Annotated in this window: 22 protein-coding genes; 13 read left to right on the top strand and 9 right to left on the bottom strand. The window is 41.1% G+C overall.

Annotation, left to right across the window (positions count from 1 at the left end; all coding sequences use genetic code 11):
• Window positions 1–204: 204 nt before the first annotated feature.
• From AOG27_RS02990 to AOG27_RS03015, 6 genes are all read left to right on the top strand, one after another.
• On the top strand, window positions 205–1,458 hold the full coding sequence (locus AOG27_RS02990; RefSeq protein WP_054551527.1) for an efflux RND transporter periplasmic adaptor subunit: 1,254 nt from the start codon (window positions 205–207) through the stop codon (window positions 1,456–1,458).
• Window positions 1,459–1,479: 21 nt separating this feature from the next.
• Window positions 1,480–2,187, top strand: a complete 708-nt coding sequence (locus AOG27_RS02995; RefSeq protein ID WP_054551528.1) for an ABC transporter ATP-binding protein — start codon at window positions 1,480–1,482, stop codon at window positions 2,185–2,187.
• A 2-nt stretch (window positions 2,188–2,189) separates the two neighbouring features.
• Window positions 2,190–3,503 carry an ABC transporter permease gene (locus tag AOG27_RS03000; protein WP_054551529.1) on the top strand — a complete coding sequence of 438 codons (1,314 nt, stop codon included), beginning with the start codon at window positions 2,190–2,192 and terminating at the stop codon, window positions 3,501–3,503.
• Between the two features lie 11 nt (window positions 3,504–3,514).
• Window positions 3,515–4,720 carry an ABC transporter permease gene (locus tag AOG27_RS03005; protein WP_054551530.1) on the top strand — a complete coding sequence of 402 codons (1,206 nt, stop codon included), beginning with the start codon at window positions 3,515–3,517 and terminating at the stop codon, window positions 4,718–4,720.
• 81 nt (window positions 4,721–4,801) lie between these two features.
• On the top strand, window positions 4,802–6,130 hold the full coding sequence (locus AOG27_RS03010; RefSeq protein WP_054551531.1) for a sigma-54-dependent transcriptional regulator: 1,329 nt from the start codon (window positions 4,802–4,804) through the stop codon (window positions 6,128–6,130).
• Window positions 6,130–7,419, top strand: a complete 1,290-nt coding sequence (locus AOG27_RS03015) for a sensor histidine kinase (protein WP_054551532.1) — start codon at window positions 6,130–6,132, stop codon at window positions 7,417–7,419. The genes AOG27_RS03010 and AOG27_RS03015 overlap by 1 nt, the downstream gene beginning before the upstream one ends.
• Before the next feature lie 115 nt (window positions 7,420–7,534).
• Here the strand turns inward: AOG27_RS03015 and AOG27_RS03020 are convergent, their stop codons facing one another.
• On the bottom strand, window positions 7,535–8,455 hold the full coding sequence (locus AOG27_RS03020; protein WP_054551533.1) for a hypothetical protein: 921 nt from the start codon (window positions 8,453–8,455) through the stop codon (window positions 7,535–7,537).
• Window positions 8,456–8,569: 114 nt separating this feature from the next.
• Between AOG27_RS03020 and nfi the strand changes: the two genes are divergently transcribed.
• On the top strand, window positions 8,570–9,238 hold the full coding sequence (gene nfi / locus AOG27_RS03025; protein ID WP_054551534.1) for a deoxyribonuclease V: 669 nt from the start codon (window positions 8,570–8,572) through the stop codon (window positions 9,236–9,238).
• A gap of 11 nt (window positions 9,239–9,249) precedes the next feature.
• Here nfi and AOG27_RS03030 read toward each other — a convergent pair whose 3' ends face one another.
• Complete coding sequence (locus AOG27_RS03030) at window positions 9,250–10,146, bottom strand: hypothetical protein (protein WP_054551535.1); 897 nt, start codon at window positions 10,144–10,146, stop codon at window positions 9,250–9,252.
• 116 nt (window positions 10,147–10,262) lie between these two features.
• Window positions 10,263–10,601: a Grx4 family monothiol glutaredoxin gene (locus AOG27_RS03035; protein ID WP_054551536.1), complete on the bottom strand. Its 339-nt coding sequence runs from the start codon at window positions 10,599–10,601 to the stop codon at window positions 10,263–10,265.
• 264 nt (window positions 10,602–10,865) lie between these two features.
• Between AOG27_RS03035 and AOG27_RS03040 the strand changes: the two genes are divergently transcribed.
• From AOG27_RS03040 to AOG27_RS03060, 5 genes are all read left to right on the top strand, one after another.
• The gene (locus AOG27_RS03040) at window positions 10,866–11,447 is read left to right on the top strand and encodes a superoxide dismutase (RefSeq protein WP_054551537.1); all 582 of its coding nucleotides are present in this window, start codon (window positions 10,866–10,868) and stop codon (window positions 11,445–11,447) included.
• Window positions 11,448–11,687: 240 nt separating this feature from the next.
• Entirely contained in the window at window positions 11,688–13,610 is a 1,923-nt protein-coding gene (locus tag AOG27_RS03045; protein WP_054551538.1) for a PrkA family serine protein kinase, read from the top strand.
• Between the two features lie 26 nt (window positions 13,611–13,636).
• Window positions 13,637–14,923, top strand: coding sequence for a YeaH/YhbH family protein (locus tag AOG27_RS03050; RefSeq protein ID WP_054551539.1), 1,287 nt, complete (start codon window positions 13,637–13,639; stop codon window positions 14,921–14,923).
• Window positions 14,924–14,943: 20 nt separating this feature from the next.
• Window positions 14,944–16,458 carry a SpoVR family protein gene (locus AOG27_RS03055; RefSeq protein WP_054551540.1) on the top strand — a complete coding sequence of 505 codons (1,515 nt, stop codon included), beginning with the start codon at window positions 14,944–14,946 and terminating at the stop codon, window positions 16,456–16,458.
• Window positions 16,459–16,464: 6 nt separating this feature from the next.
• On the top strand, window positions 16,465–17,346 hold the full coding sequence (locus tag AOG27_RS03060) for a universal stress protein (RefSeq protein ID WP_054551541.1): 882 nt from the start codon (window positions 16,465–16,467) through the stop codon (window positions 17,344–17,346).
• 56 nt (window positions 17,347–17,402) lie between these two features.
• On the opposite strand, the gene AOG27_RS03065 is transcribed toward AOG27_RS03060, so the two are convergent.
• Window positions 17,403–18,365: a sensor domain-containing diguanylate cyclase gene (locus AOG27_RS03065; protein WP_054551542.1), complete on the bottom strand. Its 963-nt coding sequence runs from the start codon at window positions 18,363–18,365 to the stop codon at window positions 17,403–17,405.
• A 3-nt stretch (window positions 18,366–18,368) separates the two neighbouring features.
• Window positions 18,369–19,373 (bottom strand): response regulator, encoded by a 1,005-nt coding sequence (locus AOG27_RS03070; RefSeq protein ID WP_054551543.1) that lies wholly within the window; start codon window positions 19,371–19,373, stop codon window positions 18,369–18,371.
• Window positions 19,374–19,578: 205 nt separating this feature from the next.
• On the opposite strand from AOG27_RS03070, the gene tpx reads away from it, so the two are divergent.
• Window positions 19,579–20,160, top strand: coding sequence for a thiol peroxidase (gene tpx, locus AOG27_RS03075; RefSeq protein WP_054551544.1), 582 nt, complete (start codon window positions 19,579–19,581; stop codon window positions 20,158–20,160).
• An 82-nt stretch (window positions 20,161–20,242) separates the two neighbouring features.
• Here tpx and adk read toward each other — a convergent pair whose 3' ends face one another.
• From adk to AOG27_RS03095, 4 genes are all read right to left on the bottom strand, one after another.
• Window positions 20,243–20,887 carry an adenylate kinase gene (gene adk, locus AOG27_RS03080; protein ID WP_036967590.1) on the bottom strand — a complete coding sequence of 215 codons (645 nt, stop codon included), beginning with the start codon at window positions 20,885–20,887 and terminating at the stop codon, window positions 20,243–20,245.
• 180 nt (window positions 20,888–21,067) lie between these two features.
• Complete coding sequence (gene htpG / locus AOG27_RS03085) at window positions 21,068–22,981, bottom strand: molecular chaperone HtpG (protein ID WP_054551545.1); 1,914 nt, start codon at window positions 22,979–22,981, stop codon at window positions 21,068–21,070.
• A 161-nt stretch (window positions 22,982–23,142) separates the two neighbouring features.
• Window positions 23,143–23,751 (bottom strand): recombination mediator RecR, encoded by a 609-nt coding sequence (recR, locus tag AOG27_RS03090; protein ID WP_054551546.1) that lies wholly within the window; start codon window positions 23,749–23,751, stop codon window positions 23,143–23,145.
• Window positions 23,752–23,761: 10 nt separating this feature from the next.
• Window positions 23,762–24,088, bottom strand: coding sequence for a YbaB/EbfC family nucleoid-associated protein (locus tag AOG27_RS03095; RefSeq protein WP_054551547.1), 327 nt, complete (start codon window positions 24,086–24,088; stop codon window positions 23,762–23,764).
• Between the last annotated feature and the right edge of the window lie 39 nt (window positions 24,089–24,127).

The following is a 24,127-nucleotide window of genomic DNA, read 5'->3' on the forward strand; positions in this document are numbered from 1 at the left end:
CGCGGACAGACATTAACTCACTGTTAAAACATAAAATAATTAAAAATCAATAAATTAAAAACTGGCACGCTACTGGTATAGATAAGACATCAGCGAAATTGAGGATTTCAAAATGTTCACTATCAGTTTGTTTATGGCTTCTCCACTTACCATGCTTGCCGTTGGCTTCATGATTGTGTGTTTTGAGAATCGTAAGGAGTTATGATGATTAAGGATACCAGTGCCCAAGATATTACAGTGGCCAAGAAAAACACCATTAAAAAGCCACTTATACTAGCAGCAGGTGTAATACTTGTTGGTGCACTCGGCTTTCAAGCATTGTTTGCCAGTAACGATGGCAGCATCTCGGTTGATGCAGCAAGCCTACAAATTAGTGAAGTAAGCCAAAAGACACTCACCAGAGATGTAGCAGCAAGCGGTAAAATCGTTGCAGCTAATGCGCCAAAGGTTTACAGCCCTGAACGCGGCTTTGTCGATTTAAAAGTTAAAGCCGGTGACAGCGTTGAAGTAAATGAAGTGATCGCAATCGTAACCAGCCCTGAGCTAACCAACGAGCTAAAACAACAACAATCAGTATTAGCGAGATTAGAAGGCGAGTTACAGCGCAAGCAACTTGAAGCGCGTAGACAAAAACTAAGCCTGACTAAAGCGCTCGATTTAGCGCAAGTTGAACTCAATGCTGCAGATAGAGAAAACCGCCGAGCTAAAATCTCAATCGAAAAACATTTAATTAGCCAAATAGATTTAGAAAAAGCCGTTGATGACTTAGCCCGTGCCAAGCTGTCTTATAAGCACGCCGAGCAAGAAGTCAGCTTAGCTAAAGATACCCTCGCATTTGAGCTAAAAGCAGCAGAGCGTGATCTTGCACGTCAGCAACTAATTGTTGATGACTTACTCAGACAAGTAAATGAACTTACTATCACTGCCAGTGTAAGCGGCATTGTGGGTAACTTATTAGTGCAACAAAAAGAAGCGGTCACACAAAGCCAACCACTAATGACATTGGTCGATTTAAGTAACTTTGAAGCAGAACTGCAAGTACCAGAAAGCTACGCCAATGAGCTGGGTCTTGGTATGCAAGTTGAGCTTACTTTAGGTGCTCGTCATGTCACAGGCACGCTATCGGCTATTTCGCCTGAGGTGAATAACCGCGAGGTCACAACCCGCGTACGCTTTGACAATGAGATTTCTGGCATCCGCCAAAACCAACGCTTAACCGCACGTATTTTATTAGAGAATCGCGACGATGTATTACAAGTAAAACGCGGCGCATTCTTACAACAAGGTGGCACCTATGCCTATAAGGTTGACGGTGACATGGCTTATTTAATCGATATTAAAACCGGTGCAAGCAGTATCAATGCTGTAGAGATAATTGAAGGCGTAGAGCCTGGCGATAAGTTAATTATCTCAAACTACGATCGCTTTAAAAAAGCATCCACACTGGTTTTACGCTAACAAATAAAAGGAATAATCAACATGCTTACAATGAACAACATCAGCAAAGTGTATCAAACAGATATGGTACAAACACATGCCCTTCGTGACTTTAATCTTCAAGTAGAAGAAGGTGAATTTATTGCCGTAACGGGCCCAAGTGGCTCAGGTAAAACCACATTTTTAAACATCGCCGGTATGTTAGAACCCTTTAGCGAAGGCCAATACATGTTAGACGGTATTGACGTGGGTAAGCTAAACGACAACCAGCGTGCAGATCTTCGTAATCAAAAAATTGGTTTTATTTTCCAAGGTTTTAACCTTATTCCAGATTTGAACCTCTATGAAAATATTGAAGTACCACTGCGTTATCGCGGTATCAAAGCCGCCGAGCGTAAGCGCCGAATCGAGCAATGCCTAGAGCAAGTTGGTTTAGCTTCACGCGCTAAACACTTACCGCAACAACTTTCTGGTGGTCAACAACAACGTGTGGCTATTGCCAGAGCCCTTGCAGGTGAACCGCGCTTTTTACTTGCCGATGAGCCAACCGGTAATTTAGATAGTTTAATGGCGCGTCAAGTGATGGAGCTACTTGAGCAAATCAACCGGGATGGCGCAACTATCATCATGGTTACCCATGATCCTGAACTTGCTCGCAGAGCACCACGTAATATCCAAGTTGTTGACGGCCAACTCGCTGACTTCACCTTGTATCAAGGCACTCAAAACCTTAAAGCGGCTGGAGTGTAACCATGTTCCTTCATTATTTAGATTTAAGCTGGCGCAGCTTTAAGCGCACGCCACTTGTGAGCTTTTTAATGGTATTGGCCATAGCCATTGGTATTGGCGTAACCATGACCAGTTTATCTGTGTATCACATGATGTCGGCAGACCCTATTCCTGAAAAAAGTAGTGACCTTTATACAGTACAGCTACAAACCATGGATGAAGGCCGTACGTGGTGGACAGTCGATAACATGCCACTGCAATTAACTTATCAGGATGCCGTTAACCTTAATCAAGCAAATGCGGGTGGCAAACGTGTCACTATGGTTAGAACGGGTTTTTCGGTTTATTTAGACTCAGATAAAGTTAAACCATTTATTGGTCAAGCTCGCCTAACCACGCCTGATTTTTTCGATATGTTTAACCTATCGTTTATTTACGGTGGGGTTTGGAGCGCGCAACAAGAAGCCGATGCAGCCCCTGTTGTGGTGATCAATAAAGAATTAAACGACAAGCTATTCGCAGGTGAAAACCCAGTAGGCAAAATGGTGTACCTCGATGATGCCAGTTACGAAGTTATTGGCGTGATTGATGATTGGGATATCACCACCAAATATTATGATCTGAACAACGGGGCATTTAATAAGACCGAGCAACTATTTTTACCATTTAGCCTAATGAAAGCCCGAGAGCTTGAAAACTGGGGTAATACCAATGGTTGGAAGCACGAAAAAACCAATACCTTTAACGACAAGCTCAATTCTGAAATGGTGTGGTTACAATTTTGGGTTGAGCTAAAAACACCTGCAGAAAAGCAAGCTTACCAAGACTTTTTAATGGCCTATATGCAAGAGCAACGAAAGCTAGGTCGTTTTAACCGCGAAAAATTAACCGCTACCTTACGCGATGTAAATGAGTGGATGCAGTACAACAATGTTGTTAGCGAAGACAACGAAATTCTGGTTGGCTTAAGCTTTATGTTTTTAGCGGTATGCCTTGCCAACATTTTAGGCTTATTACTAGCGAAGTTCTTGCGCCGCGCTCCTGAGGTCGGTGTACGCCGTGCATTAGGTGCCAGCAAACGCCAAATATTCTTTCAACATATTGTTGAGGTAGCCATGTTAGGTTTCTTAGGTGGCATCTTGGGTATTATTTTGGCGCAAGTGGGTTTATTAGGCGTACGTCAAAGCTATAGCTACTACCAAAGCTTAGCCACTATGGATTTAACCATGCTACTCAGCGCACCGGTGATTGCAATTAGCACCTGTGTTATAGCGGGTCTGTACCCTGCTTGGCTGGTATGTAAAACCAACCCTGCTATTTATCTTAAGAGCCAATAAGGAAGACACCCATGTTAGAAATTAAACCTATCTTTCACGCCTTATGCCGCTCAAAAGTTGGCGCTATTTTATTACTGATCCAAATTGCCATCACCACTGCAATTGTTAGTAACGCAGCGTTTATTATTCAAGACAGAATTAGCTATTTAAGCCAAGAGACTGGCTATCCTGAACAAGACATTTTCGTTTTTAATGTCATGATGTTTGGCAAAGATGTGTCGCCGTCACAGCAATATGAGCTTGATGAAGCCATGCTTCGTCAAATACCTGGTGTAGTTGATGCTGCTTATTCAAGTAATACACCGCTTTCGGGCAGTGGCTCTTCGTCAGATTTTAGTTTAAAGCCAGCACCTGAAGAGAGTAAATCAGCGCGTAGCTCTTACATGTTTATCGATGAGCATGGCATTAATACCTATGGCGTTAAACTCATTGCTGGGCGTAACTACACTGAAGACGAAGTGATCGTTACCGATAACTATGATGAGCTTTCAAAAGTAACCGTTGTTACTAAAACTCTACTCGATGAGCTGTTCCCTGACGGCAATGGTTTAGGTCAAACTGTCTATTTTGGTGACATTCCAATGAAAGTAATTGGTGTTGTTGAACTTATGAAAGGCCCATGGCTTAAAGACAGCCGTCCAGATAACGTAGCACTGCTACCTTTTATTAAGCCTGGTACAAATGCACGCTTTGTGGTTAGAACAGAGCCTGGTCAACGCCAATCAGTCATGAACCGTGTTGAAGAAGCCATGCTGAAAAACTACAACAAGCGTGTAATTTCTCGCATTCGTGGCTTAGATGACGATAAAGAGTCATACATGGCTGAAGATACATTAATGATGCGCATGCTGATTGTACTTATTACTATTTTAGTGTTGGTGACGGCCCTGGGTATTTTCGGCCTAACGCTGTTCAATATTAGCAAGCGTACTAAACAAATAGGTACTCGCCGCGCTTTAGGTGCCAGAAAATCGGCCATCATCAGCTACTTTTTAGTTGAAAACGCCATGATATGTATAGTTGGTTTAGTGATTGGTGTGATTGCTGCCGTGTATTTAGGCCAGGTGCTCATGCAGCACTTTTCAATAGCTCAGCTTGATATTAGCTACGTGCTTGCTACGGCGCTGGCAGTGTTCGTTATGAGTTTATTAGCAGTACTTGCACCTGCAAAACGGGCGGCGAATATCTCACCGAGCATTGCAACTCGAACAATTTAGTTCTCCCAACCTATGCTACACTGGATTAACAGTGTAGCATTCATCTTGCACCCTTATTAGGAAAATAACTAAAACAATAATATGGAAAAAATACTTATCGTCGACGATAACCCAGCAATTTTGGATGCATTGTCGTTATTACTCGAAATTCACGGTTTTGATGTTGTTACCGCAAGTAACCCGTTTGAGGCAATTCAAGCCGTACAATACCAACGCATAGCACTTGTTATTCAAGACATGAACTTTACCGCCGACACCACTTCCGGCGAAGAAGGCAAAGAACTTTTTTATGCCTTACGAGAAATTAACCCTCACCTACCGATTATTTTGATCACCGCATGGACAGAGCTTTCTACTGCCGTTGAACTTGTCAAAGCAGGGGCTGCTGATTATTTACCAAAACCATGGGACGACGCCAAGCTACTTACTTGTGTAAATAATCTAATCGAACTGGGTAAAGCAAAACAGCAAAACGAGACTTTTACCCGCCACCAGCAAGAGCGTGACGCATCTGTACGACAAGCAAATTTGGTGGGCTTGGTTTATAAAAGTACCGCTATGGAGCACATTGTTAATCTTGCGATTCAAGTGGCTAAATCGGATATTTCAGTACTGATCACAGGCCCCAACGGCAGTGGTAAAGAACGCATTGCACAAATAATACAAGCCAATTCATTATTAGCAGATAAACCCTTTATCACTGTTAATGCCGGTGCTTTGCCAAGCGAGCTTATTGAGGCTGAGTTATTTGGTGCCGAAGCTGGCGCTTATACAGGTATTACCAAACAGCGTATTGGTCGTTTTGAAGCGGCCGATGGTGGCACCCTATTTTTAGACGAAATTGGTAACTTGCCACTTTCTGGGCAAATGAAATTATTACGCATTTTACAAACCGGTGAATTTGAACGTTTAGGTTCAACACAAACACGTAAAGTGAATGTGCGGGTGATTTCAGCAACCAATGAAGATTTAAGCCATGCAATTAAAACAGGTCAATTTCGAGAAGACCTTTACTACCGCTTAAATGTAATTGAGTTAAATTTACCAAGCCTTGCCCATCGCCCAGATGATATTTTAGCTTTAGTCGCACACTTTTTACCTGAGCGCACACTGTCGCTAAGTACAGAAAAAGCCCTGCTCGCCCATAGTTGGCCGGGTAATGTTCGTGAGCTTGAAAATGCCTGTAAACGCGCTGGCGTTTTAAAACCCTCAGGGGTGATTGAGCTTGCTGATTTTGGCTTACAAGTTGAAACAAACAGCCCAACACAAACAAGAGCAGAGCCTAACAAACAGGAGATCGAACTTGCCATGCGCGAATACAAAGGTGTGATTGCTAAAGTGGCTCGCCATTTTGGTTTAAGCCGCCAAGCGCTTTATCGCAGGCTTGATAAATTTAAGATTGAATACTAATGCGTTTTTCGTTTCGATATAAAATCATAACCTTATGTATTGCAGCGTCTGCATTGCCGCTAATATTGGTGTGTTATTTTGCGGGCATAAGCTTGCTTTACAGCCTATTAGCCCTACTCGCTTGCACCTTGATAAGCGGATTTTTTGCCGCGCAATTATCAGCTCCGCTCATTGATGGCATGAACTCGCTCGAAACCGGGCTGCTTAATTTTAAAGATGGTGAGCTGGCTACATTATTAGCCTATGATGGCAGTGATGAGCTAGGTGATTTATGCCGGCTTTATAACCAAACTGCAAAACAGCTTCGCCAAGAAAAACAATGGATTTATCAGCGTGAGCTGATGCTCGATAAAGTACTGCAAAGCTCGCCACAAGCTGTGCTTTTGACTAACGACCAAGGCTTGATTGTGTATAGCAACCATAGCGCTCGCAGCTTACTCGATGCTAAATCAGCCCTTGAAGGCGCCAAGCTAGAAAACTTATTAGATTCAAGCTGCGAGCAATTAACGCGTGCCATACACAAAGGTGTTGATGGCTTATTTACCCTCGACAAAGCAGATCAAGAATCACAAACTTGGCATATGGCAACAGGCCGATTATTACTTAATAATCAGTTTCACCAACTGTATGTTTTTAAACAACTGACCCGCGAACTAAGCCGCCAAGAAGTAGAGGTATGGAAAAAAGTTATTCGTATTATTAGCCATGAGCTAAACAACTCCCTAGGGCCAATGTCGTCGATGCTTCATAGCGCGCAACTTTTAACAAAAGAAGTCGATGAACCACGCTTAAAACGGGTATTTACCACCATTGAAGACCGCATAAAACACCTTAATGAGTTTGTACAAGGCTATGGTAAATTTGCCAAGTTACCCACCCCTCAACTATCAACGATTAACTGGCCTACGCTGATTGAGCAATTAAAAAGTCAGTGGCAAGTCGAGGTTTCACTTGATGAGCGTGTAACAACTGACGCTGATCACACTCAGCTCGAACAATTACTTATAAACTTATTAAAAAATGCCTATGAGTCAGGGTCAAACCCCGAAGATGTCAGCTTAACAGTGCAACAAGAAGCAAGTGGCACACACATCACGGTGAGTGATAAAGGTAAAGGCATGAGTGAAGCTGTAATGGCTAACGCACTTATACCCTTTTACTCAACCAAAGCAACAGGCAGCGGCTTAGGGTTAGCACTTTGCAGGGAAATAGTTGAAGCGCACCACGGGCAAATTAGCTTGCATAACCGCGAGCAAGGTGGATTAAGCGTGCATGTTTTGCTGCCCTAATAGCCTTTAACACATTCGATATGGATCATGATTAACAAAGAAACCCGTAACATAATATGAGCTTTTGCAATGCTAAGCAGTAGCATACTGATTAAATTACCACTTATTTAAACCTCTATGCTAATAAAACCTTTTCGTTGAAACCTTGCTCATGTAACTTGGCAACGAGTTGTTCAAGCACCTCATCTTTTTGAGGGGCTACAGGCTGTGTTAATAGTAAAGAAGTCACATTGCCAAAACCTGGGTGATCAAAATCAGGGTTTTCAAGTCCATGTTGTGCTCTTAGCGTTAGCAGCATAAGTGCAGCATAAGGTGTAAATTGCCAGTTCATATTATCGAACTCAAAAAACATCTTACTCGGTGGTGATGCAACCTGAGCGACTTGATCATCACATAACTGATTTAGATAAGCGGTAACTTTTGTTAAGTCTGTACTATCCCAGTTATCTAAAATAGCTTGATAAGCAAAATCATCTACGATCGGCTTTAGGGTATTGCCACCTTTTGCCTTATCAAACAGCAAGATAATAAAATCACCAATGTGACTTTTTGATCTATTCACCCAGTGCTTCATGTAACCTGCTTGAAATAACGTATAAATTTGGCGAGCATATTCATTATTATGCAATATCACTGCAATACTTAGCTGAAATACAGATGTTGGTGATACCAACCTTAAAGGTTCACGACTAAAGCGATATCTAAAGCGCTTGAACTTATAGCTTTGTATTGTAATCATGTAATATCCATAACTTAAACATATATTTAATTTACCTAAATCAAGTAAGTTATCATCTACAAAACTAGCTTGTGCATCCATCTCATAATAATTACGTGGAATTGACAACTCTGTATTTAATACCTCCCAGTTAAAGAAAGGCAATTTATCATTGCTAGGTATACCTCTTTTCGTTTCTCCTTGCTCAATATAAAAATTAAGCTCTTTTGTATTATTTATATAAACCTTTCTATACTTTTCAGGATTTTTTATCGCCAGCTTACGCTTTCGTAAAAATTTTTCTAAGTTTTTATTCATTATTTACATGTACCTGCTTTTTTGATGAGTAATAATAAACTTTATTTTTTTCATACAACTAGCATTTTTTATTATGATAAAATCTCACATTATACTTAGAATTTTTAAGATGATATGGATATCAATAGTTTAAAAGAAGCACAGCTGTCGCTCTCTAAAAAAGTAAGAGCATCCGATGAAAAGCAGTGTGTTAAGACAATAGCTGGTGTCGATGTTGCTTATAACGAACAATTATCTGAAGTTGTTGGCGCAATTACGGTACTTAATGCTGATACATTAAAAGTACTTGAAGTACAAACTAGTATTGAGCCCATCAGCTTTCCTTATATACCAGGGCTATTTTCATTTCGTGAAGTGCCACCGCTTTTAAATGCATATAACAAACTGACCATAACACCTGATTTAATTGTTTGCGATGGCCATGGCCTTGCACATCCACGGCGTTTTGGTCTTGCTTGCCACTTGGGTGTCACATTAGATATCCCCACCATAGGTTGCGGAAAAACCAAGTTATTAGGCGAGTTTAATGAACTTGCAGAACACCGCGGCGCAACGGCAGATTTATTAGATAACGACGAAGTTATTGGCAAAGTGTTACGCACACAAGATAACATTAAACCTGTTTATGTATCTATTGGCCATAAAGTATCTTTAGATACAGCAGTTGAGTGGGTCCTCAAGCTAACGCCTAAATACAGACTTCCCGAGACAACACGTCAAGCTGATCAACTGGTAAATAAAACTTTAAAAGAACATAGAGAAAAGACTTATGAAAAAACATAAATCTTAACTCATTAATAAAGCTTAAGTTTGTATAATATTTTTACCTTCTTAAAATTATCATTTCGAAAAAAAATGACCTCATCTAATGTTAAATTAACTAAATGGTAAAAGCTTAGTTCTTCTAGCTCCAGCCAAGCATGTTTTTTCAGCTCGTATAAAACACCCCAGCTAATATTTGAAACTAAAAGCGTATTAACTGGGAACTCTAACAGCGACGGCAATAATTCTGTAAATTTTACATCCGTTACGTCTTGTAAGCTAAGCTCTATAACATTATCAGAAAGCAATTTTTTTATATCGCTAAAACTCGTGATTTTTAGCGGTGAGTCATCAACCTTAGCATTCAAAGAAAAGATATCGTCAATACTCTTATAGATATATATACCACGAAGCTTATTCTCTTTATTAAATGATAACTTTAAACTTCTTTTATCCTCTGCTTGAAACCTAGCTTCATAATAAGACAACACTGAAGGCTCATTCCATTCATATTCATACTGAATAGGACCAACACCGTAAAATAGTTCAGAGTAACAATCATGCTTTTGAAAATGTTGTGCCATTGCATCAGCAATCCATCCGTTGACGATACAGCTTACATCACACACCCAGCCATAAGCAGCCTCATAGACAACACCATTAAAAGGCTTACCTTCATGAAAAAGCTGTAAGTTTCCATCCCATTTTTCATCAATGATACTATCTAATAACTCAAGCCCTTTAATATCGATATAAGGAAAATTGTAATCTCCTAATATTTCGCCATTAAAAAATTGCTTTTTGCTAACAACAACCCCGCTTTCAGTGAAAATCGCAACCCCCGTAAAAGGCACCCCTTTGAAAAAGTAGCTATTTTCCCGTTTTTCTAGCGTACCAGACACAACAAGTGGTGGAGCTTCACATTTCATTTAATAATCAACCCAGCAGAAAATTGAACATGCATTTTATTTTTAAGTTGTACTTAACTAAGCAAATGGATATAAAAAAAGCCGCAATCAGCGGCTTCTTTCTACACTAAATATAATTATTCAGCGTCTTTTTCTTTGTACTTTGCAGCTGTTTCAGTGATTAGTGGCTGTAATTCACCACGTTGAAACATTTCGATGATAATGTCACAACCACCGATAAGCTCGCCTTCTACCCATAGTTGTGGGAATGTTGGCCAGTTTGCGTATGCAGGTAACTCTGCACGGATATCTGGGTTAAGTAGAATGTCAACGTAAGCAAACTGCTCACCACACGCCATAAGTGCTTGTGATGCTTGTGAAGAAAAACCACAGTTAGGTAACTTTGGTGATCCTTTCATGTAAAGAAGAATTGGATTTTCAGAAATTTGCTGTTTAATTTTATCGATGGTTTCCATTTACAACCTCAAAAAAGACATTGGCTTACTACATTGGCCTTGAAAAAGTTTCACTGTGGCCTCAGATATATAACTTAAAATCGGCATTCGTAGCCACAATTTTAAATAGTCTTTAGCAATAGCATTGCTGTTTGCTAAAACTTGAGTAAAATACTCAACAATTATAGTAACACTATAATACCACTTGGTATAGGGAAGTACGCTGTTTACCTTGCTATTACCTATAACTGAGTGGACTATCAACCAAGAAGATGGAGATAAAAAATGGCATTTGAACTACCGTCACTACCATACGCAATCGATGCATTAGAGCCACATATTTCAAAAGAGACTCTAGAGTTTCACCACGGTAAACACCACAACACTTACGTTGTGAAATTAAACGGTCTGATCCCAGGCACAGAATTCGAAAACAAATCTCTAGAAGAAATCGTATGTTCTTCAGAAGGTGGCGTATTTAACAATGCTGCACAAATCTGGAACCACACGTTCTACTGGAACAGCCTATCTCCAAACGGTGGTGGCGAGCCTACAGGCGCAATCGCTGACGCGATCAACGCTAAATGGGGTTCTTTCGACGCATTCAAAGAAGCGTTAAACGACAAAGCAGTAAACAACTTCGGTTCAAGCTGGACTTGGTTAGTTAAACTAGCTGACGGCACTCTTGATATCGTTAACACATCAAATGCTGCAACGCCATTAACTGATGAAGGTGTTACTCCAATCCTAACTGTGGATCTTTGGGAACACGCTTACTACATCGATTACCGTAACGTTCGTCCAGATTACCTAAAAGGTTTCTGGGCATTAGTTAACTGGGACTTCGCGAACGCTAACTTCGCTTAATCTTCTGTTACTAGCAGTAATCAAAAAAAAGACGCTTCGGCGTCTTTTTTATTGCCAGTGCACGCCCCTTCTAAGTCGCAGCCAAGCCCTCAGCCAAAAAGCGTAATCAAGATGAGCTTTTTTCAATTAAATTCTTAATTTTCTTGCGCAAAAATTCAAAATCGTGACTAAGCTTTAATTAGCCTTTGCTTTTCTCTTAATCTAATTACACGTCATTTTAGCGGGTTTTCGGAGGTCTCTATGAGTATTTTTGAGCATTACCAATCACGATACGAAGCAGCGCAAGAAGAAGAATACAGTATTGAGGAATTTCTCGAGATCTGTAAGAAGGATAAATCAGCTTATGCCAGCGCACCTGAGCGGCTATTGATGGCCATCGGTGAGCCGGAGATTATCGACACTTCAACCGATGCGCGCTTAAGCAGGCTGTTTTCTAATCGCGTAGTCGCACGCTACCCTGCATTTCACGATTTTTATGGTATGGAAGATGCCATTGAACAAATCGTTTCTTATTTAAAACATGCTGCGCAAGGCTTAGAAGAATGTAAGCAAGTACTGTATTTACTTGGCCCAGTAGGTGGCGGTAAATCATCCATTGCTGAAAAACTAAAATACTTAATGCAGCAGGTACCTATTTACTCAATCAAAGGCTCGCCTGTTAACGACCACCCTTTAGCGCTATTTGACCCAAATGAAGACGCTGAACTTTTAGAAAAAGAATACGGCATTAAACCGCGTTATTTAAAAACGGTGATGTCACCGTGGGCTGCAAAACGCTTAAGTGAATTTAATGGTGATATTAGCCAATTTAGAGTGGTTAAGCGCTTCCCATCTATTTTAAATCAAGTCGCGATTGCGAAAACTGAGCCCGGCGATGAAAACAATCAAGACATTTCAGCGTTAGTGGGTAAAGTCGATATTCGCCAGCTTGAGCACTTTGCGCAAAACGACCCTGATGCCTACGCCTACTCAGGTGCACTTTGCTTAGCAAACCAAGGCTTAATGGAGTTTGTGGAAATGTTTAAAGCGCCAATCAAGGTGCTACATCCACTGCTTACAGCTACGCAAGAAGGCAATTACAACGGTACAGAAGGCATTAGTGCCCTGCCGTTTAATGGCATGATTTTAGCTCACTCAAATGAATCTGAGTGGCAAACATTTAAGAACAACAAAAACAATGAAGCATTTTTAGACCGTGTTTACATCGTCAAAGTGCCTTATTGTTTACGTGTATCTGAAGAAGTCAAAATTTACAACAAACTTCTTGAAAACAGTGAATTACATGATGCGCCTTGTGCACCGGGCACATTAAAAACATTGGCGCAATTTACCACCCTTTCGCGCATTAAAGAGCCAGAAAACTCAAGTATCTATTCAAAAATGCGGGTCTATGACGGCGAAAGCTTAAAAGATACTGATCCGAAAGCGAAGTCGTATCAAGAATACCGCGATTACGCGGGTGTTGATGAGGGCATGACAGGGCTTTCTACCCGCTTTGCGTTCAAGATTCTATCACGGGTATTTAACTTCGATACCACTGAAGTGGCTGCCAACCCAGTGCACTTATTCTATGTTCTTGAACAGCAAATTGAGCGTGAGCAATTTACCGCCGACGTTGAAGAGCGTTACTTAAGCCACTTAAAAGGCTACCTCATTCCTCAGTATGTAGAGTTTATCGGTAAAGAGTTACAAACAGCCTATTTAGAATCATACTCTGAATATGGGCAAAACATCTTTGACCGCTATGTGACGTATGCTGATTTCTGGATCCAAGATCAAGAATACCGTGACCCAGATACCGGCCAGTTATTTGACCGTGCTGCGCTTAACGCAGAACTTGAGAAGATTGAAAAACCTGCGGGTATTTCAAACCCTAAAGATTTCCGTAATGAGATAGTTAATTTCGTACTGCGGGCACGTGCCCACAACCAAGGCAAGAATCCGCTTTGGACCAGCTACGAAAAACTTCGCACAGTTATTGAGAAGAAAATGTTCTCAAATACCGAAGATCTGCTGCCGGTTATTTCCTTCAATGCGAAAACCTCGGCTGAAGATCAGAAAAAACACGAAGACTTTGTCAATCGTATGGTTGAGAAAGGCTATACCCAAAAACAAGTACGTTTACTTTCTGAATGGTATTTACGCGTTAGAAAATCGCAGTAAAAAACGTTTGTTTTAAGGGGGTTGTTATGGCGCATTTTATTGACCGACGCCTGAATGGAAAAAACAAAAGTACCTTGAATCGTCAACGGTTCATCAGGCGTTATAAAAAACAGATTAAAGAAGCGGTATCTGATGCCATTAATAAGCGCAGCGTAACCGATACCACCAGCGGCGAGAGTATCTCTATTCCGCAACGTGATATCAGTGAGCCTATTTTTCATCAAGGACGTGGTGGCGACCGTGAACAGATCCACCCAGGCAATGACCAGTTTTCTACGGGCGACAAAATCAAGCGCCCGCAAGGAGGCGGTCAAGGTGGTGGTAGCGGCGAAGGTGAAGCCAGTGACTCTGGTGAAGGACAAGACGACTTTGTATTTTCTATTTCAAAAGATGAATACTTAGACTTATTGTTCGAAGATCTTGAACTGCCCAACCTGCAACAAAACCAGCTCGATAAACTGGTGCAAATGAAAACCCATCGCGCTGGTTTTTGTAACGACGGCATGCCAAGCAATATTGATATTGTTCGCTCATTACAAGGCTCGCTTGCTCGAAGAGTGGCGATGACTGCAGGCAAAAAACGTCACCTTGCAGAGCTTGAAGGTCAGCTCGCTCTGCTACAAGCTGAAGAGCAGCCAGACAAGGCAGCCATTGCGTTACTTGAACGTCAGATTGAGGAGCTGCAAAACCGTATAAAAGCAGTGCCATTTATTGATAATTACGACTTACGTTTTCGTAATTATGAAAAGCAACCACACCCAACAAGCAAAGCTGTGATGTTTTGTTTAATGGATGTGTCTGGCTCGATGGATCAAGCCACGAAAGACATGGCAAAACGCTTTTATATTCTGCTTTATCAATTTTTAACTCGTAGCTACAAAAATATAGAGGTTGTCTATATTCGTCATCATACCCAAGCGAAAGAAGTCGATGAGCAAGAGTTTTTCTATTCTCAAGAAACGGGTGGCACCATAGTATCAAGTGCATTAAAACTGATGAACGAAATCATCGCTGAACGTTATAACCCTGAAGAATGGAACATTTACGCAGCGCAAGCATCTGATGGTGATAACTGGGCTGACGATTCGCCAAACTGTGGCGAAATTTTACGTAATAGACTGTTAAAGGCGGTGCGATATTACGCCTATATCGAAATTACCGCTCGTGCTCATCAAAGTTTATGGCGAGAGTATCAATCAATAGTGCAAACCCACGACAATTTTGCCATGCAACACATTCGTGGCGTTGAGGACATTTACCCTATTTTCCGTGAATTATTTAAAAAGAATCGTCAGCAGCAAGGCGCCGCATAGCCTTGCCAGTGAGGTAAAGTATGGCCGATAAACGTATTAGCGACGGTCCTGATTGGACATTTGATCTACTAACAGAGTATCAAACTGAGATTGAACGGGTAGCGAAAATTTATAAACTCGATACCTACCCGAATCAAATTGAAGTGATCACTGCTGAACAAATGATGGATGCCTATTCGAGTGTGGGTATGCCGATTGGCTATAGCCACTGGTCGTATGGTAAAAAATTCATTCAAACAGAGCAGAATTATAAGCGAGGGCAGATGGGCCTCGCTTATGAAATTGTTATTAATTCAGATCCTTGCATTGCCTATTTAATGGAAGAAAACACCCTGCCAATGCAAGCCTTGGTAATGGCCCATGCCTGTTATGGTCACAACTCATTTTTTAAAGGCAATTACTTATTTAAAACCTGGACTGATGCCAGCTCAATTATCGATTACTTATTATTTGCCAAAAATTACATTGCCAAGTGCGAAGAGAAATACGGTATTACCGAGGTCGAAAACCTGATTGATTCATGTCATGCATTAATGAATTATGGTGTAGACCGCTACAAACGCCCGCAACGTATTTCTCTTTATGAAGAGCAAAAACGCCAACAAGAACGTGAAGACTACCTACAATCGCAAGTCAACGAGTTGTGGCGCACAATCCCTACTTCGCAGCAAGAGTCGAAAAAGCGTGAGCGTCGTTTTCCAGAAGAGCCACAAGAAAACATTTTGTACTTCATCGAAAAAAATGCCCCACTACTTGAGTCATGGCAACGAGAAATAATTCGAATTGTGCGTAAAATTTCGCAATATTTTTACCCACAAAAACAAACTCAAGTGATGAATGAGGGCTGGGCTACGTTTTGGCATTACACCATTTTGAACCATCTGTACGACGAAGGTAAGCTCACCGATGCCTTTATGCTCGAGTTTTTACAAAGTCACACCAATGTGGTGTATCAACCACCCTACAACAGTAATTATTATTCAGGGATTAACCCCTATGCTCTTGGCTTTAACATGATGATTGATATTCGCCGTATCTGCGAAAACCCAACAGAAGAAGACAAGAAATGGTTCCCGGAGTATGCAGGCAGCGATTGGTTAGAAACCTTGCACTTTGCAATGCAAAACTTTAAAGACGAGAGCTTTATTAGCCAGTTTTTATCGCCAAAAATTATTCGTGATTTTAAGTTGTTTACGATTATTGATCATGAAAAAGAGCCAACCCTCAATGTCGGTGCCATTCATGATGAAATGGGCTATCACCAAGTTCGTGAAACCCTTTCGGCACAATACAACCTAAGTAATCACGAACCAAATATTCAAGTCTATAATGTTGATATTAGAGGAGATCGTTCACTTACTCTGCGTTATGTACCCCATAACAATATTCCTTTAAACAAGTCTAAAGATGAAGTACTAAAACACCTTTACAGGCTATGGGGCTTTAAGGTAAAACTGGAACAAGAAAGCGCAACAGGTGAAGTTTCATTATTGGGTGAATGCCCAAGCAGTGATGCCCGACACACAACAGAGTAACCAAAAATGAATAAAAAGATATTGGTGATCATCGACTCAACGGCCGATGCTAAAACATCTATATTACATGCAAGACAAAAAGCCAAAGGCATGAAGCATATTGATATTGTTGCTTTTAGCTACGAAGATACCAATAACATTTTATTCTCTATTCCACCTGATGAAGCGCTGGCTATTCAAGACAAAGAGCTTGCTAAAGTCCGTGCAGCACTTGGTCCACTTATCAGCGAGTATTTAGATGATGGTAGCTATACTTTGCAAACCCTGTGGCATGAAAGCCCAGTACAATGGCTAGCCAATGAGCTTGATACGTCAGATTATGAAATGGTGATTAAAACTCGCCACATCGACGAAGAAACGCAATTTACAGAGCTAGACTGGCAGCTTATTCGCTTTAGCCCGCTACCACTTTATTTGGCCGCCGATAACAAATGGCGTAACAATACCAATGTGCTGGCAGCCCTTGATTTAGGCAGTGAGAAGGCGACTAAATACTGTTTAAACGAAGCAATTATCAAAGCAGGCTTAGCCTATGCAAAAGACTACGACAGCGAGTTTTATGCCTGTTATACCGTACATGTATCACCGTTTTTACGTGATTTAGGCATTGTATTTTCAGATGAGCAAGTGATTAACGCCTTTGAAAAGCTACCCGTAGCACAGCGAACCTTAATCGAAGCGCACGACTTAAAAGACAAGCTTAAAATCAAAGCCGGTGTGGTTGAGCAAGTGATCCCAAGTGTTGCAGCTAAATTAAATGCTGACTTAGTGATTATGGGTTCGGTGGGTAATACAGGTATTAAAGGTCATTTAATTGGTAATACCGCCGAAAAAGTCATGAAGCTACTGAAAACAGATATTCTTGTTTTACCGCCACTTGGGGTTTAATCTGCTTAACTGAATAGAATTACTATGAAAAAGGGGCTTAATTGCCCCTTGTTTGTTTATAAATCTGTGTAAGCTGTGACCTTGTTACGGCCGTTTTCTTTTGAGTGATATAAGGCTTTATCGGCGGCTTCAACCCACTTTTCGTAGCGATCAAACTTCTCGTCGAAGCAGGCAAAACCAATACTGACCGTCAGTTGAATTTGTTTGCCATCAAAGTAAATTGATGAGTTCTCAATGAGTGTTCTTAATCGCTCAGCAAATATATGTGCACCTTCATGATCAGTATCAAGTAAGGTTACCGCAAACTCTTCTCCACCATAGCGACCTGCTAAGTCTGTTTCACGCAGAGTTTTACGTAGTAAGTCTGCAATATGACGCAGCGCCTCATCACCGCCGCGATGGCCATGCTCATCATTCACCTTTTTAAAGTGATCAATATCAAACATTAACAAGGTGCTGCACCCGCCACTACGCACTATGCGCATGTATTCTTTGCGTAGCTTTTCTTCCCAATAACCACGGTTAGTAAGCTTAGTAAGTGCATCGGTACGGCTCATTTGTTCAAGCTTACTGTTGGCTTCTTCTAGCTCTTTTTTATTCACCGCTTCATCGGTTACATCATAGATAATGATACAGATATGCGATACTTCACCTGTGGTCGTCGTCAGCGGAATAAAGGTGGCATTTTGATACATATGATCCGCTTTACCGGTAATTGGACGGTAATTTTTAAAACGGAAAATATACGGCTGCTGCTCCCAAATAGTAAACGAGCGATTATTTAGAATGAACACAGACTCAGATTTGCTGCGAAACCATTTTTCATCAATTGATGGAAATAAGTCAAACAGGTCTTTATCTTTTACCGCGCTTGGCAATAAGCCAGAGTGGTTTTCCATAAACCCATTCCAGATGCATACTTTGTAGTCTCTATCGAGCACCACTAGGCCTACATCAACGGTATTAAACATATCCATTAACCAATGGAGTTCATTCATATTAAAATCGGCTGCAGGCATAGTTTAGTCTTCTAATAAATAAGCTACTTTGTACTTAAGGGTTTTTAATGAGTCCTCGGTGAACAGCAACATCAAATCACAGTTAATATTGTGATTTTCGATGCCATAGCTGATCTCAATCGCCAGCGTTCGTTGCCAGCGAGATTTATTCGCCTTTACTAAATCAGATACATCACAGTGTTGTCCCAGCACCACAGGATGGCCTTGGCTAAAACGCATATCTAATTGGTGCGACAGTCCTGTCAGAATAGCCCCTATTAATATGTTACTCACATCCATTAATAGCTCTAATTCAACTTTATCGTTGAGCTCACCCTCATAATTCATTAACGAGGCGATTTCTTTAAAACTTGAATCATTTAACAGCAATAGTGCTTCGCCAGAAACACCGCCGCCAATAAAACCCTGACATACACCTGAGGTTGCGGCATTGGCATCAATCGAGCGCAAAGCCATATCTAGTTCATTGACTTCTAAAACATTTACATTAGGAATAGGAAGCTTTACGAATACATTAAGAAGACGCGCTAATAAGTCTCCAGCTTGCCCCATTGCGACATTGGTGAGTTCTTGGTAGATATCACGCACATCGGGATCAACTTGCTCACCTAGCTTATTAGCAAGACGCTCACGCATGGCTTTATCTTTAATACCATGATGTTCAATAATACTCGCTAGTTTCTCGGCGGAACAAGGTTTTTGAATAAAGTCGATTGCGCCTAACTCAAGCACACGTCGATGAGCATTAGGTTGGATGTCTCCAGATACAACAACAGTGAGAACATGAAGGTCTTGTTCTTGAATGGCTTGCAGTACTTCGTAACCATCCATTTCAGGCATGTTTAAATCGAGAAATAAAATTTCCGGCTGAATTTTTTTGATTTGCTCAATACAGTGAACACCATTTTCAGCAAACTCAATTTTTATATCCCAATCATCGGGTAAAGAGCGTGCTAATTGTCGACGTGCTAACTTTGAATCATCACAAACTAATACCGATGTTGACATATATTCTCTCTAAATCCACACTTTCTAACTAGCAAAAACACTAACTAGTAACTTTATTCTTATTTTTATATGTAAAAAATAGGGTCACAGGCACATGTTAATCAAACTAATGGTTATTTACAATTTTAAATTGTACTAATCCTTGGAGCCACTTCATGAGTATAATACACTGAAGTTAAATGCGTTAATTTAAAGGAATTTTATTATGTTACGTCCGCTAATGTTTGCATTAGGCGCTGTGTGCACGTTTAGTTATGCAGGTGATTTATCAGAAAATAGTTTAGACGCAGGTAAGGTTTCAGCCCAGTCTAAACCGGTTACTTTACTAGGGCAAGGTGTTGAAGTTGGCCAACAAGCGCCTAATTTTAAAGTAGTAGATGGCAACTTTACCCCCGTCACACTAGACAACTATCGAGGCCAAGCAGTGCTTTTAAGCGTTGTGCCAAGTTTAGACACAGGTGTATGTAGTATTCAAACCAAACACTTCAATGAAAAAGTAGCTTCAGAATACCCAAGTGTGGCGATGCTGACCTTAAGCGCAGATTTACCATTCGCACAGAAGCGTTTTTGTAAAGCCGAGAATATAGACAAAATAGTGACCTTATCTGACTCTGTATGGCGTGACTTTGGTAAGAACTACGGTTTGATTATCAAAGATATGGGCTTGTTAACCCGTGCCGTATTTGTGCTCGATAAAGAACATAACATCGTTTACAAGCAGCTTGTCGATAACCTTTCAAAAGAGCCTGATTACGACAGTGCTATTGCGGCATTAAAGAAACTGTAAAAGCGCAATTTTAACTTGCAGTGATACAAACACAAAAAAACCGCCCAGAGGCGGTTTTTTATTAGTGATTCTAAAAGGTAAATTAACCTAAAAGCTCACCAAGTTGTTGGCTAACAGCTTCAACAGCTTGAGTACCGTCTAATTTGTGGTACTGAGTGTTGCCTGCTTTCGCTTCAGCTTGGTAGTAATCAACTAATGGTTTAGTTTGGTCGTGGTAAATACCTAAACGCTTACGAACTGTTTCTTCAGTGTCGTCATCACGAATGATTAGGTCTTCACCTGTGATGTCATCTTTGCCATCAACTTTAGGTGGGTTATAAACAACGTGATAAACACGGCCAGAGCCAGGGTGTACGCGACGGCCGCCCATACGCTCAACGATAATTTCATCAGCAACGTCAAATTCGATAACGTGATCAACTACCACGCCATTCTCTTTCATTGCATCTGCTTGAGGAATAGTACGAGGGAAACCGTCTAGTAAGAAACCTTTTTCGCAATCAGGTTTAGCAATACGCTCTTTAACTAGACCGATAATAATTTCGTCAGATACTAATTGACCTGCATCCATTACTTTTTTAGCTTCAAGACCAAGTGGTGTACCTTCTTTGATTGCTGCACGCAGCATATCGCCCGTAGAAATTTGTGGAATACCGTATTTGTCCATCAAAAACTGAGCTTGAGTACCTTTACCTGCACCCGGCGCGCCCAAAAGAATAATGCGCATATCATTGTCCTCTGTGTGATACTAATCTTAAAAAATGGTCGATCAGTGGAGTTTTGTTTTTAGAGCCTGAATTCTTCCACAACTAAGGCTATACCTCAAGTAACTTATACCAATTGCCTATATTAGCGGCAATAAAAAAGGGAGCCTTGCTCCCTTTTCCAACTCATTGCGCTAAAACGCTTATTTGCTTAAATCTAGCATAAGTTTGTTCAAACGAGTTACAAAGCCTGCAGGGTCTTTTAACGTACCGCGCTCAGCCAGTAATGCTTGATCTAGAAGCACTTGTGACCACTGGGCAAACTTGTCTTCATCTTGTTCAACGTTTAAGTGTTTAACAAGCTGATGCTCTGGGTTAAGCTCAAAAATTGGCTTTTGCTCAGGCACTGTTTGACCAACTGATTCCATTAACTTTTGCATTTGCGAGCTCATATCGTGCTCATCTGCAACAACACATGCAGGAGAGTCAGTTAGACGGTGCGTAAAGCGTACGTCTTTAACGTTATCACCTAGTGCAGTTTTAATGCGCTCAACTAGGCCTGCAACTTCTTTTTCTGACTCTTCTTGCGCTTTTTTCGTTTCTTCGTCATCCATGTTGCCTAAATCTAAGTCACCACGGGTAATTGACTGGAATGATTTTTCGTTGAACTCTGTTAAGTAGCTCATCATCCACTCATCAACACGGTCGCTTAATAGCAACACTTCGATGCCCTTCTTACGGAAGATCTCTAGGTGTGGTGAGTTCTTCGCTGCAGCGAATGAATCAGCAACTACATAGTAGATTTTGTCTTGCTCTGGCTTCATACGCTCAATGTATTGCTCAAGCGATACATTTTGAGTGCTTTCATCAGTGTGTGTAGAAGCAAAACGCAGTAGCTTAGCAATGGCTTCTTTGTTAGCCGCATCTTCAGCTGGGCCTTCTTTTAACACCTGACCAAACTCGTTCCAGAAAGATTGGTAATCTTCTTCGCGGTTTTTCGCCATACGCTCAAGCATCTTAAGTACGCGCGACGTACACCCTTTACGGATTGCTTGTGTTACTTTGTTGTCTTGTAAGATTTCACGCGACACGTTTAGTGGTAAGTCGTTTGAATCAAGTAAACCTTTCACAAAACGTAAGTAGCTTGGCATGAACTGCTCAGCGTCATCCATGATGAAAACGCGTTGTACATACAGTTTTAAACCTGATTGACGCTCACGGTTCCATAAATCGAAAGGTGCTTTTTTCGGGATGTATAACAGGCTGGTGTATTCTGTTTTACCTTCAACCTTGTTATGTGCCCAGCTTAGTGGCTCTTCCCAATCGTGACCGATATGCTTATAAAACTCTTTGTACTCTTCGTCTGTTACTTCTGACTTGTCACGGGTCCATAGTGCTGTCGCGCGGTTAATACCTTCCCACTCGCCTGGCTGTGCTGGAATTTTCTCGCCGTCAGGACCTTCAGATTCAGGTACCTCTGCTTTATACATCTCAACTGGAATAGAAATATGGTCTGAATATTTAGTTACGATGCTACGTAAACGGAACTCATCAGCAAATTCTGTTTCGTCTTCACGAAGGTGAAGAATGATTTCAGTACCACGTGATGGTTTATCAATCTCTTGTAATGTGTACTCACCTTCACCTGCAGATTGCCATTCAATACCTTGGCTTTCACCTGCTTTACGCGTACGCACTGTTACTTTGTCAGCAACGATAAACGCTGAGTAAAAACCAACACCAAATTGACCAATCAATTGTGAATCTTTGCTTTGGTCACCAGTTAGGTTTTGGAAAAATTCTGCGGTGCCTGATTTTGCAATTGTACCTAGTGAATTGATCACATCTTCACGGCTCATACCAATACCATTATCAGTAATGGTGACCGTGTTTGCTTCTTTATCGGCACTGATACGTACTTTTAGTTCCGCATCGTTTTCGTATAAATCGCCATTAGAAAGCGCAAGGAAACGTAATTTATCTGCCGCATCTGACGCGTTTGATACAAGCTCACGTAGGAAAATCTCTTTATTAGAGTAAAGAGAGTGAATCATCAGGTTTAATAGTTGTTTGACTTCTGTTTGAAAGCCTAATGTTTCTTTTTGTGCTGCAGTCATTGTGTAAATCTCCAATTAACAAAGTGTCTAATCTGCACTATGACTCTTTATATGGGGCAGGCTTTTTGAACTTCAAGGCAAAAAATTAAATTTACGGCTAAATTGGGGGGCTATATACAAAAAAGCCTGCTTAAAGCAGGCTTTTGATACCATATCAGGTATTAATTTTGGTTTACGGCGCGTCGTCCGCTAAATGCATGCATCAATGTCATACCATCAAGTAAGTCGAGCTCACCACCAACAGGGACACCGTGAGCAATTCGAGATGCACCTACCTGATACTTATGACAAAGCTCAGCAATGTAGTGGGCTGTGGTTTCACCTTCAACACTTGGATTGGTCGCGAGGATCACCTCATTAATGCCACCTTGTTGCAACTTGCTTTCAAGAATATCAAGGCCAATTTCTTTTGGTCCTATGCCATCAATTGGCGACAAGTGACCCATTAAAACAAAGTAAAGACCTTGGTATTGACCTGTTTGCTCAATCGCGAGTACATCGGTTGGTGATTCGACCACACACAATAAACCACTATCTTGGCGTTTAACACTTGAACAAATATCGCATACAGCTTGCTCTGTAAAAGTACGACAAGATTGACAATGCCCTACTTCATCCATTGCCTTGGTTAATGCATGGCCAAGCTGTTTACCACCTTGACGGTCACGCTCAAGCAAATGAAAAGCAATCCGCTGTGCCGACTTAGGGCCTATGCCCGGCTGGCATCGTAGCGCTTCAATTAGCTGTGTTAAACTAGGAGATAGTTGCATACAAAATCACTTAGAATGGCATTTTCATACCTGGTGGTAATTGCATACCGCCAGTTACTTTGCTCATGCGCTCTTGTGTTTCTTCAGCAACACGACGTACAGCATCGTTACACGCTGCCGCTAATAAATCTTCGATCATGTCTTTGTCGTCTTCCATTAGGCTGTCATCTAATTCAACACGACGAACATTGTGGTTACCAAGCATAGTTACTTTAACTAGGCCTGCACCTGCTTCACCTACAACTTCAAGGTTTGCGATTTCTTCTTGGGCTTTTTGCATGCGCTCTTGCATTTGCTGCGCTTGCTTCATCATGTTACCCATTCCACCTTTAAACATAACTGTCTCTCTTTCTAAACTACTTTAATTGGCATGAAG

The sequence above is a fragment of the Pseudoalteromonas lipolytica genome (genome assembly GCF_001306915.1).
Classification (GTDB): Bacteria; Pseudomonadota; Gammaproteobacteria; order Enterobacterales; family Alteromonadaceae; genus Pseudoalteromonas; species Pseudoalteromonas simplex.